The sequence below is a fragment of the Leptospira sp. GIMC2001 genome, from assembly GCF_028462125.1.
In the GTDB taxonomy this organism is placed as follows: domain Bacteria; phylum Spirochaetota; class Leptospiria; order Leptospirales; family Leptospiraceae.
Genome location: NZ_CP115468.1, coordinates 3,725,503 through 3,737,925 on the forward strand (window position 1 = coordinate 3,725,503; position 12,423 = coordinate 3,737,925).

10 protein-coding genes are annotated in these 12,423 nt (G+C 37.5%); 2 read left to right on the top strand and 8 right to left on the bottom strand.

Going from position 1 to position 12,423, the window contains the following annotated elements; all coding sequences use genetic code 11:
• Positions 1-32 precede the first annotated feature (32 nt).
• The 3 genes from O4O04_RS18490 to O4O04_RS18500 form a co-directional block, all read right to left on the bottom strand.
• Positions 33-3,026, bottom strand: coding sequence for a TonB-dependent receptor (locus tag O4O04_RS18490; RefSeq protein ID WP_272533343.1), 2,994 nt, complete (start codon positions 3,024-3,026; stop codon positions 33-35).
• 119 nt (positions 3,027-3,145) lie between these two features.
• Positions 3,146-3,760: a hypothetical protein gene (locus O4O04_RS18495; protein ID WP_272533344.1), complete on the bottom strand. Its 615-nt coding sequence runs from the start codon at positions 3,758-3,760 to the stop codon at positions 3,146-3,148.
• Positions 3,761-3,871: 111 nt separating this feature from the next.
• On the bottom strand, positions 3,872-5,662 hold the full coding sequence (locus O4O04_RS18500) for a hypothetical protein (protein WP_272533346.1): 1,791 nt from the start codon (positions 5,660-5,662) through the stop codon (positions 3,872-3,874).
• Positions 5,663-5,779: 117 nt separating this feature from the next.
• On the opposite strand from O4O04_RS18500, the gene O4O04_RS18505 reads away from it, so the two are divergent.
• Complete coding sequence (locus tag O4O04_RS18505) at positions 5,780-7,051, top strand: lipase/acyltransferase domain-containing protein (RefSeq protein ID WP_272533347.1); 1,272 nt, start codon at positions 5,780-5,782, stop codon at positions 7,049-7,051.
• A gap of 15 nt (positions 7,052-7,066) precedes the next feature.
• On the opposite strand, the gene O4O04_RS18510 is transcribed toward O4O04_RS18505, so the two are convergent.
• Positions 7,067-7,345, bottom strand: coding sequence for a phasin-related domain-containing protein (locus O4O04_RS18510; RefSeq protein ID WP_272533348.1), 279 nt, complete (start codon positions 7,343-7,345; stop codon positions 7,067-7,069).
• A 45-nt stretch (positions 7,346-7,390) separates the two neighbouring features.
• Between O4O04_RS18510 and O4O04_RS18515 the strand changes: the two genes are divergently transcribed.
• Positions 7,391-8,479 (top strand): hypothetical protein, encoded by a 1,089-nt coding sequence (locus O4O04_RS18515; RefSeq protein WP_272533350.1) that lies wholly within the window; start codon positions 7,391-7,393, stop codon positions 8,477-8,479.
• Between the two features lie 63 nt (positions 8,480-8,542).
• Here the strand turns inward: O4O04_RS18515 and O4O04_RS18520 are convergent, their stop codons facing one another.
• The 4 genes from O4O04_RS18520 to amt form a co-directional block, all read right to left on the bottom strand.
• Positions 8,543-9,013, bottom strand: a complete 471-nt coding sequence (locus O4O04_RS18520) for an SRPBCC family protein (protein WP_272533351.1) — start codon at positions 9,011-9,013, stop codon at positions 8,543-8,545.
• A gap of 108 nt (positions 9,014-9,121) precedes the next feature.
• Complete coding sequence (locus tag O4O04_RS18525) at positions 9,122-9,640, bottom strand: SRPBCC family protein (protein ID WP_272533352.1); 519 nt, start codon at positions 9,638-9,640, stop codon at positions 9,122-9,124.
• Positions 9,621-9,983 carry an ArsR/SmtB family transcription factor gene (locus tag O4O04_RS18530; protein ID WP_272533353.1) on the bottom strand — a complete coding sequence of 121 codons (363 nt, stop codon included), beginning with the start codon at positions 9,981-9,983 and terminating at the stop codon, positions 9,621-9,623. Before O4O04_RS18530 ends, O4O04_RS18525 begins: the two co-directional genes overlap by 20 nt.
• Before the next feature lie 372 nt (positions 9,984-10,355).
• Entirely contained in the window at positions 10,356-12,392 is a 2,037-nt protein-coding gene (gene amt, locus O4O04_RS18535) for an ammonium transporter (protein ID WP_272533354.1), read from the bottom strand.
• Positions 12,393-12,423: the final 31 nt, after the last annotated feature.

Consider the following 12,423-nt stretch of genomic DNA (forward strand, 5'->3'; position numbering starts at 1 on the left):
ATACTTAATTTACTGATTTGAATGAATAGATCTCAGTAAAATTTATAACTAGCCGACATTGAGAAACTTACGCCTTCTCTGTATGCTCGGAAAAGTCTTTCTTCTCCAAAAATTTCATCTTTAACATAAATTCTAAACCTTGTATCCAAGACATTCCTAGCTGCAAATTTGAAGTCCATGCGCTCTTCGTGCTTGTATGTGTAGACTATATCTGTTAGACCAACACCTCGCTCGTATGCGTCAGGAGTTCCATTCGCACCGACGACATAGATACGATCTCCAAAATAATTGTAGTAGATTCCTATTGTGGAGTTTTTCTTCCTAGTTAGATAGTAATCAAATTTCAAGTTTGCGACAAATTCTGATTGCCCTTGGAGTGGTCTCTTCAAGTTTGTAGGATCGTATACAAATGCACGATCATTTAAATCCAATAATCCTAATTTACCTAAACTAAATTGGGCATAATCTAGGACATTCACTTCCGATTTGATAAAATAAATATTAGTTTCAAAACGAAAATGTCTCCCTAAGTCTGTACGAAAATCAAACTCAACTCCTCGCAAGGTTGCTTTATTAGCATTTGCATACGTAAAGAACGGAGAAACTTGTCCAGCTACAGGTTGTCCAATAGTCTCAATTGGGTTAGAAAGATCTTTAAGAAATATACCTACCCCAATATAATTAGTTGCGGTAGCATACCATTCCCATCTAAAATCATAATTGTGAATATAGGTTCTTTGCAAATTGGAGTTACCACGAATCCGATCAGCACCAAAGTATGGTGTAAATGCAAATGGAGACATTTCGCGAAAATCCGGTCTTGTGAGAGTCTCACTATAGCCAAATCTTAGGTTCTGATCCTTTATAAATTCCCAAACAAAATTTGCTGATGGCAATAAGTCTCTTGTTCGCAATTCTCCGATTCCATTGTTATCATTTGAACATACGTTGCTATTAATCAATGCAATACGCACTTGCGCATTTCTATCATCACAAGAATAGGTTGGTCTCGCTCCATTATATTGTTCCTTAAGAACAAAAGTTCTAACTTTTTGATAGGAATCTTCATATCTTGCTCCACCTATGAAACGCAATCCCGAAAATATGGGAAGATCAACTTGAGAGAAATATGCTTGAAGTTTTTGGAATGCGTCATATGCGTTGGGCTCCACCTGTCTTTCTGAGAAGGTTTTATTGTTCAATCGAGTGAGAGGATCTGCTTGCAAATACTCAGCTGGGTTGTAAACCACCTCTCCTGGAACCAAGTATGAATCTGTAGGTCTTACTCCAATATTTGATTTTGAACCAAATTCTCGAAATCGGAAAGTTTTTTCTCGATCAAGAACTGATCCACCGAATTTAAAAGTTGACTTCAAACCATCCCACTGATCGAAAGGAATCTCGTATTTGAGACTTCCACTACGGATTGTGTCTTCAGCGTTTGAATAAAATCTTGAACCATCAGGGTTATTACCTAACCTAGTTGGTATTTGAGTTGCTGGTGCTGGATTGCTTCGTCTCCAGACTTGTTGTTGTAAATTGGGTTGATCTCGATTGGCTTCCGCATAATTGTACTGCCATTCCAATTTATGGGGTCTGCTTAGACCGGGTATATTTAAAGCGTGATTTCCTCCGAAAGTGGAATTGAGTAATTCCTTACTTGTGAATTCTGATGCAGTTGAAAAAAACTCAAAATTGTCAATGTTGTTCACACCCCGAAATTCTCTTACTTGAGACTCTGATTGAACCGTATATAGATTTTTCCAGTATAGTTGTTGTCCATTTGTGAATTCGTAAGCAAGGTTTAAATTGTTACCCCATAGAGTTTCTTCCAAATAGACATCTGAATCTTGCTCTTGAAGCGGAGTAACCGAAGATACTCTAGGATCAGAAACACCTAATGGAGTAACTGGAACATATCTAACATCTTTAATTTTTTTAAATCGATAATCCTTTTGGTGAACAGTTCCAAAAATCAATCCTAATCTTTGACCGGATTCTGTAGTTTTGAAAGTGTTTCCAACGGTAAAATTGAAATTCTTATCATACGGAGCTTTACTTTCTTTTGGTGTCCATGCTTGAGGAAATGTAACTGCTCCCAGATTAGTTAGTTGAGGAGGAAGTCCTCCGAATCTATTCCCAGGTTCAAAAGGCAAAACATCAGGTACAGACTGAACAATACTTGGAAGTTCTTGAGAGGATGTTGGTCTTCCAAAAAAATCACCTTTCTGTGGAGGACTCAGGAATTTTCTATTGGTCGTATTGTAGTTCATTCCAATTCCCAGACCTGCTGTCATTGTGAACTGATCTGGATACTCTTTAGTTTCAATTTTTACAAGTCCGCCGGAGAACTCAGCAGATTCTTCTGGGACAAAAGTTTTAATTACACGAATATTCTTTAGTAGGCTAGCTGGGAATATATCCAGCGGTACAACTCTTTTGTCAGGCTCCGTAGAAGGAATAAATGCATCATTCAAGAATGTGGATGAATATCGTTCGCCGAGTCCCCGAACGAAAACAAATTTTCCTCCAACTAAAGTAACTCCAGTAACACGTTTCATAACTTCACTTGCAGAGGAATCTGGAGATTTCTTAATTGCTTCCGCAGATATTCCGTCCGAAACCGTTGCTGATTTTTTCTGAAGAGCCAGAAGCGCGGAATCTGTATTGTTGAGAGCTCGATCAGAAACTTCGACCGTTTGAAGAACCTGAGCTCCGAATGTGATATTTACAGATTGTGCTTGACCAGATGCAATAGTGACTTTTCTTATCTGCGGTCCATATCCGTACATTTGGTATTCTACTTCATAGTTGCCGGGAGGTAAAGCAACGTTGTATTTACCATCAAAGTCCGACTTTGCAAATTTGTTTACAGAGCGAATGACAACCGTTGCACCGAAGACCGCTTCTCCATTTTCGGAATCAATAATTGTTCCTCGTAAGCTTCCCGTTGCCTGTGCAAATAGTAAGCTAGGTAATAGTCCAACGACAATCGCTATAATTAATTTGGTTCTAAATGTTTTCATAATAACTCTATAAATTGGTTTTATGAAGTCAGATTTTTCGAGCTGAGAAATACCGAAAGAGAAACCGAACGATTTATGTTACAAACAGTTTAATTTGTATTACAATTGGGTTACAAAATTTACGGTGAAACTATGGCTACTTTGAATTGACCATTGTGTTCAATTACTTGTTTTATCTCATTTATGAAATATTTATTTTCTTTGTAAATTATTTCAATAGATTCCGGCTTGTGACCTTTAAGAACACCAATTTGACGAATTTCATCCTTCCAAAATATTTTTCCAACTTTAAATCCACTGGGAAGTTTTTGAAGTATTCTTGCTTCCCCTAGTTTTCTTCGTTCCCAAATTAGCTTTTCATAATCGTCTAAAGGAGTTTTATCCAAAGATGTTCCCAAACCCAATGCATTCGGGTAAAGAATTTCCTTTAATTCCTTCTTGGAAAAAACGTACGCATGTTCGTCTGATGTTTGATTTTTTTCGAGTTCGATTAAGTATTGTTGTACTGCTTTATCGCGATTTTCAAATGAATTGTTTATCTTATATTTATCTTTTTTTAAACTTAAAAGTAAATTTTTATCAGATTTTAATTTCATCTCTGCTTGTTTATTCAGTTCGTCAAGGTCTTCACGCCAATCTTTGTCTTTGCAACTAATAAGTATGGAGGAAAAAATTAGAGCTAAAAGAATTATAAATTTCCATTTTAACATTTTTTTGTATTTATTTGAGACCATAAAAGCGTATCCATAGAATTGAATTTTTTACTAGTATATGAACTAGAATTAGAAAAGGGGATCTAAAGATCCCCTTCTTTTTGCATAGACTGTAAAAGCTAAAAGAACAATTTATCTAGCTCTAAACACTGCCCAATTTTCCCAAAATTTTCCAACCCCGTCTGTAGCACCGAGAGCTCCGCTTGCTGCCGAAGTAAGTGTGTAATCAGGATTTGCTTCTCCAAATCCACAGTCGGTTGAAATTCCGCCATCAGAAACGATTGGCAATGCATTAAGATCGACAGTTGCAGCCTGAATTGTTGCACTACCATCGTCCGTATTTGCTTTGTCTGTTTTAACGTTCGTTACTGTTACGGCAGTTCCAGTATTTCTGGCATTAAAGCCCGCAGAATAACCATAATTCACGCCATTCGTTAGAGTCGCAACAACTCTCTCTCTAAGTCTACCTGCTTGACCAGATGTTATATTCGCACCAATCAATGTAAATTTATTTAGAGTAATAGTTGTACAACCCCCAGTAGATGAAGTATTACACGCAGGTGTTCCATTCGAATGAATACCATCCCATTCTAAGCCATGTGGGTCAGTTGAAGCTGATCCACCACATGATGCTGGATATTTATGTCCAATGGCATTAGAAATTGTTCCTGTAACCCCTTCATCTAGATCGTAGTCATCATCCAAACCACCTGTTGCAAGCATTCTGTTCCAAGCTAATTGTCCACCCCAAGCTTCGAATTGGTCATCTAGACCTCTATGCGCTTGAACATTTGTTAGTTTTGTATTGGATGCATACATGGAAATATTATTCAATTCATCACCTGGAGCAACCTCGTTGCCACCGAATTCGATAATATTATATTCCATTTCGACATTCAAAGTGTTTCCACTCGGAACGCCCCCGTAGTTTTGAGGAGTTGTTCCTTCAGTAGTTGCAGTCCTGGAAGCCCCAGAATTTCCTACTGTTACGATACCACCCCAGTCACCAGGGAATCTTGATCCTGGAGATGAAGCAGATGTCCAACAAATCGGATCTGCAGCGGTTCCGATAGCTGTCAGCTTGTTAGCTCCTAAAACAAATAAAGAAGAACCTCTCTGTCCAAAAATTACGGTTCCTGGTTGCACTGTAATTGCAGCATTAGCAGTTACAGTTCCTTGAAGAAGAATCGCTCCCGACCAAGTTTCCGCTGCATTGATGGTTCCCGATTTAACGGTTGGTGAACCCGTCACACGAGCCCCGTCACAAACTTGCTCGCCAACTGTAGGATTTGGAAGGTTGTAAACACCAATCTGTGTAACTGTGATCTGGGTAATATCAGCATTGAAATCATCGCTGTTCACAACTTTACCAGAAATCTGATTTAAATTACTTGGATCTGCTAAGTTACCAGTTAGAGAAAAACTAAATGAGCCTTTTGATGCAGTATAATTCTCAGGTTTATCACCCTCTACACTATTTCCGAAAGAATTTATTGCCAAATTTGTTAGTACACTATCCGGCAATCCCAATCCAGTGATTGCAATATTTGCATTCAGACTTCGCATCTTAAAAGATAGTGAAAATTTACCTTGTGCATCGGCACCAGATGTAATTTGTCTTACAACTTCACCATCTGCTAGAATTAGCTGTTCAGATCCTAAATTCATTTGACGAGCAGAATAGTATCTTCTCTCATTATCATTTGCGCCAGAGAAACTTGCCAATGTCCAAGCTCCATTTGACTTGGTCTTAAGCTCACCCACAATAGAAACTGCATATTGTGGTTGGTTCAATAGCAAATATGCACCTAACAACAACAGGTTGTCATCATCGTCATCTTTTCCGGGACAGTTTGTCGTAAAGGAAATCGCCAACAAGGCAACTAGTCCTATACGAGAGTATTTTTTTAAAAAATCTTTCATGATTAAATATCTCCTTGAACATTCTTTCGAAAATTCATTTCCATTTGATTTCGTTTGCTTTCGGAGATAATTCATCCCCTCGCAAGAATCAATGTAAGTGATTCATGTTACAGGATTGTGACAGGATTATGTAGATTTGGTAAAAAGATTGAGGAAATTTCGAATTTAGACCTACAATCTACTCGACAGATTCAATTTCCTTTTTTACAAAGAGGAATGTACTTTTTCCGATCCATTCTCTTTTCTGTGATTCTACTTATCTCTTTTTTCGTTTCGTGCAGAACGTCCATCCCTCCCGAGATTCAGATCGCAGAAATTAGAAAAGATTTTAATGTCGATAATTTGCCAGTGGTTTTAGTCCCCGGAATCAAAGGATCGATTCTCAAAGATAACAAAGGAGATATCCGATGGCTGACTGGATTCCAATCTTTGAATTTTTCCACTCCAGAGCTGAGATTGTACGGTGAGTCCTATGATTTGATTCCCAGTGGAGCGATCCCAAGAGTAACAGCGATTCCATATATTCTAGATGTTGCTATATATTCACCTTTTCTTGAATCAATGTCCCAAGAGAAAGATATTGATTTTTATGTTTTTTCCTATGACTGGCGAAAGGATAATCTCATCAATCGTGATCGACTGATTTCATTTTTAGAATCTCTCAACCAAAAATATAAAAAGAAACCAATCCTAGTTGGTCATTCAATGGGAGGAATGATATCTCTGTCGATTGAGAATTCAAAACCAAACTTAGTTGATAAAGTCATTTATGTGGGAACTCCTTTTCGCGGTGGAATTGGATTTATGGATGATCTTATGTTAGGTGTCGATACTGGATTGAATTCTGAAATTGTGAGTCCGTGTGTGCTCGCTAAGTTTCGGTCTGTATACGGTTTTTTCCCGAGGCTAAATACTGCAGATTCCAAAAATACAATTTTGGATGAGCAGGGTAAGAGCCTATCCGTTGACTTTTTTAGTGCGAAGGATTGGCATGATCATTCTCTCGGTCACTATAGTATAAATTGTAAACCAGATGACTTACCGAATCCAATTGCATTTCAAGATATTCTTAATCGAGCAAAACTTTTTCGTAAAAGTCTAGATCCGAGTAAGCCAATCAATTCTACAAATAGAAGATTGGTTATAAGCGCCAAAAACAGATCTACCATGCGTTCGATGGTTCGTTTGTCGAAAGCTGAAATGGGTAAAGGAAGTGAATGGAAATTTGATTCAAGTCCGAAAGTTCCTGGAGATGGAAGTGTCTGCTATGAGGACTCTTTGCCACCGGATGGAATCAAATATGATAGTTTGGAGACAGAATATGAACATTCTGCACTGCTCAATGACCCGAAAGTAATTTCGGGCATATTAGAGTTTATTAGAAAATAGTATTATTCTAATGGTTTAGGATTCTTTATTTTTCTCTTTATCTAAGAATTGAATGATATTGTCTTTGAGTTCATCAAATTTAACAATTCCCCAAGCGGCTCCGACTTTGAATTTCAAAGCGTTGTCGCTAAAATCTCTCTCACCATTTTCTTTTAATTTCTCGAAGGACTCCGTGAGTTCTCCCTTTTTCGAATGAAGATCGGTCATGAGCTTATCCCAAACTTCTTTGGAAGTCTTGACAGCGCCTATCCCAACATTCACCATGTCTTCTAGCTTATTTGAGTCTTTTCCCATAAGTCAATGTTGCATCGCACTATAAACCGTCAAGAGGTTATTTTTATGAGAATCCGTATTTATGTCGTTTCAATCCTGATATTTGGTCTATTTTATTGTGGAAAAGAGATTCCTGAGCTAAAACCAATGGGAGATAAAGGAGCAAACTGCCAAAAAATTGGACAGGCACCTGGTCCCGAAGATTTCGAATTGATTCGAGCCAAATCCAAAGACTATCTCATTGTCTCTTCTCATGAAAGGAGAATTCCAAACCTGAACGGTGGTCTTTTTTATCTGGAGCTCAAACCAAATTTGAGCCTAAGCAATTCTCAAGGGGTCGGTTCCCAGAAAAACAACCCACTAGTTCTCACTCCATTGAAAGTTGATTCCTATCCACCAAACTTTCGCCCACATGGAATCAGTAGCACGCAAGTAAATGGCAAAAATCGACTCTATGTTATATCTCATCCGAAGCTAGAAAATCTGGCTCACACGATTGAAATTTTTGAAGAAGCATCAGGTTCTCAATTTTCCTGGAAACATATAGAGACATTATCTAGCAATAAATTGATGAGTCCGAATGATTTGTTCGCACTTCCAGAGGGAAAACTCCTAATTTCCAATGATGGAACTGCAAATCTGTTTGTAACTTTAATAGATTTGGTTTTCAATTTGAACACTTCAGATATCACTTATTATGAAAATGGAAAATGGTATTTATTAGATCAGAAAATTCCGTTTGGAAATGGGATCTGGTATGAAGAAAATAACGAGGAGAAATTAATCTATCGTGCTTCACATTTTGATCAATCGATTTATGTATATTCTGCACGTTGGATTGAAAATTCTTTCCCGATTCTCAATCTTAAATACAAAATTCCGTTTTCCGGTGGAGTGGACAATCTATACAAAACAGAAAAAGGATTCTACGCATCTATTCATCCGTCTAACACAGATTTTCTTGGACATGCAAAAGATAAAAGTAAATTCTCTCCTTCGCAAATATACCGAATCAATCTTCCTAGAGATTCAAATTTAATCTATTCTAATCTTGGTGACGAAATCTCTGCTGCAAGTGGAGCTATAGCCTATGGCAAAACTCTTTTCATTAGTCAAGTGTTTGAAGATTTTATTTTGGCGTGTGATCTAAAATAAAAGTTTTCTTAGCAATTGCGCCAATCATTCATATACTAATATTAGAATGATTGGTTTTATCTTTTAATTCCAATCGTCGATCTTTAAATCATTAGGTGCTGGCCTACCTTTACCTGATTCGATAAGACTTTTAAGACTCAATAGAAAGGTTGCCCATTTCATACTACAATGACCTGTCATTTCATTCTCAGTTTTCCAATCCTCATGTTTAAAATGGATGATAGTCATTGGTGTTCCGTCCGGAAAATTGCTTGGTTTTAATAAAAAATCAATATGTGATCCCAACCATTCCTCTGGGCCAGTAATACATTCCCATTTTATCGCATCGGATTCGATAGTTTTCACTTTCATTTCCATTTTCCCTTTTTCACCAAAAGTAAATCGTATCATTTCACCGACATTGGATTTACCATCTTTGAATTCACCGTCCACTTCTTCAGTCCACCAACTAGCCAAACCAGATTTGGTTGTCAAAGCTTCAATTACATTCTCAGATTCACTGAGGATACCAATTTTATGATAGATTCCATTCATATTCTATCTCCTTTTTCCTATAAATTTTACTTGCAAATATTTGAATTTTCCAATTCTTCAAATCCTAGAATCGCTAATTACCAAATCTTAATATTCCATAGCAACTTCTTAGTTAGTTATCCATGTTTCAAAAGCATCCAATATGCTTTCCCAACCAAATCGATGTTTGCCTACAGATTCGGAGCTCGCTAATCTCTCATGAGTCAGAGTAATTAATGTAATTGATTCAAAATTATTTTGCCGCTTACCATGTGAATCTCCAATCTTTATATTGGATTTAGAATCTAGAGCTAATGATTGGTTTATTTCTTCGGAATGGATTTCTTCAAAAGTTACTGTGACTAAGGTATCAAGTCCTTGTGTTTCTTGAGATCTCCATGTAAATACCAATTTTCTGGGTCTATCAATTGTCACATACTCACCGTAATGTGGCAATAAGATTCCGCTTAATTCCATGTTGATCTGAAATTTACCACCTGGTCTTGGATCCAAAGCAACAGACTCAATAGTGATTCCATTGCCAGAAAGAAACCACTTGGCAAATTGATCGGGATTGAGCCATGCATCAAAAAGTCGAACAGGATTCGACTTAATCTTCTTTTCAACTCTAAGAATTTCTTGGAACATCTTTCTCTTCCTCAATGAATTTTTCTAAATGATCAAGCTTGTTGGTCCAGAATTGCAGGTGATATGTCAGCCATTGGTTTGCAGAAGCAATCGGTTCTTCTCTCAATTCCAAACGAAAACTTCTCGCATCTTCTAAGGACTTAACTTTTTGAATCAATCCTGCTTGAGATAAAACTTCTATATGCTTTGCGATACCTGCGAGAGACATAGAAAATAGTCCGGCAAGCTCGGAAATTGTAAGAGATTGGCTTCGCAATCGCTCCAATATCGCTATTCTTGTTTTGTCTGCAAGAGCTGCAAAAATTCGATCCAGATTAGGATTCTTTTTAATATACTCAACCATTTAGTTGAATATATTTGATCTTAAAATTCTGTCAATTACTAAACCAAATAGTAGAGTATTTTCGGGAGAATTGGAGACTTTTTTATTTAGAAAAAATATGAGCCATTGAGCCAAAAATGAAGTATTCGCAAGAACATGAATAAGATTTCGCTGAACATTATGCTAAACTAAAAAGATTTCAAACTTTAAACAAAAGCAATCATGAGCAATGTTTCAAAGAGAAATTAAAGATTAGGATGATGCAATACTAGCAGCTGCGAGCAAATCCTTAGATGCACAAACAGTTACATTCGACCGAAACTTTATTAAAGAGTTGAAAAAATTAAATATTCCAACTTTCGCAGTTTCGAAATCTATTCTACCATCTTCCCTTCAACTAAAAGAGAATTGATTCGATCTACGATTGTGCAAAAAGTAGGTAAATAAATTACCCTTCCCCTTCACTTCGATCTCACCTCGTTCTTCCAACTCAAATCTTCCATCCAGTAATTTTGCTGTTCTTTCAGATATTTGAATCTTACCAGGTATACCATGTGATTCCAAACGACTAGCAACGTTCACTGCATCACCCCAAATATCATAAATAAATTTCTTTTCTCCAATGACTCCAGCAACCACAGGCCCACTATTGATTCCCATGCGCATTTGAAGAGGCTCGCCTGTTTTCCAAGTAAATTTTTTTATCTGATTCTGAATATCTAAAGCAAACCCAGCGATCGCATCGGCGTGATTAGGTAATGGATTTGGAACTCCGCCCACGACCATGTAGGCGTCACCAATTGTTTTTATTTTCTCAAGACCGTATTTATCTGTTAGCCTATCGAATACTGATATTATCATATTTAACATCTCAACCACTTGATGTGGAGTCATAGATTCCGATATCCGAGTAAAACCAACTATATCAGCAAAAAGAATTGTCACTTCTTGAAAACTTTTTGCAATTACTTTGTTCTCTTCCCCTTTTAACTCCTGAGCAACAGAATCAGGCAAGATATTGAGTAGAAGTCTCTCTGCTCGATTTTGTTCCAATGCAATGTTTTCAAATGCTTCTTCAATCTGCTGACGTGCAGCTTCATTTGCAGCCAATGTCTCTCGAACTTTGGCAAGAACTTTATTGTATTGAATGGCGATTTGTCCTACTTCCGTAAACGGTTCTACTGGAACATCATCAGTTAGATCACCCGTTTTTTTCTGTTTCTCCATAACGATCAAGAGATCAATTAGATCTGTCCTTGCTTTATGTTCGCTGATGTTAAGACCATCTTTCTCTTCTTCAATGCTAACTCTTAAATGAAAAAATTTATTTATAGAGAATAGAATTATATAAGTAAGACCAAAAGCAAAAATTCCAACGATTACAACTCCCAACAATTGTACGAGAAATTCACCCTTTCCAAAAATCCCAACTGCAAGTGTACCCCAAATCCCAGCCACAAGGTGAACGGGAATTGCACCAACGGCATCATCAATATGAAATCGATTCAATAAAGCTTCCGCTGGCTTAACAAGTGCGCCACCAACAGCACCAATAAAAATCGCTTCTCTCGCAGTGACTGCATCACAACCAGCGGTAATTGCTACCAATCCAGCCAATGATCCATTTAATGGCGCAATAGGTTCTGGATATCCTTCAAATTTCCATCCAACAAATAATGCGATCACGAGTCCTGCTCCGGCTGCAAGCAAAGTATTCATTATAATACTCGTTACGCGACCATCAAAATTCAAAGCACTTCCACCATTGAAACCAATCCATCCAAACCAGAGAATAATTCCACCTAACATTGCCATCGGCAAATTACTTGGATTTATCTGAACTGGATTTCCATTTTCATCATATCTTCCTAATCGTGGCCCAATAACAATCAATGCCGCAAGTGAAACCCAACCTCCAACACTGTGCACAACAGTTGAACCAGCAAAATCTAGAAACCCAATCGCCTCCAACCATCCTTCTCCAGAATTAGGAAGTAATCCTTTCCAGATCCAATGGCCAACGAAGGGATAAATAACAACAGAAACCAAAAAAGTAATCATCAAATAACCTTGGAATTTGAGCCTCTCTGCAACTGCACCGGACACAATGGTCGCTGCCGTTCCACAGAAAACCAATTCAAAGATAAAAAAACCAGACATAAAATCAGCCGATTCTCCTTCCCATGTTGGAGCAAAAGAATCAAGACCGATCCAACCTTGGAAAGTAACACCAAACATTATCCCGAATCCGATTAACCAGTAGAAGATAGTAGCAATTCCAAAATCTGTAATGTTTTTTATAGCAACATTGATTGAATTTTTGGAGCGAGTGAGTCCGGATTCCACGCAAAGGAATCCAGCCTGCATAAAAAGTACAAGGGCTGTTGATAAAATGATCATAAGACTACTTAAAGAATCGGTGGTATTCATTGATTTGCTCAAATATTATTATGCAAAATTA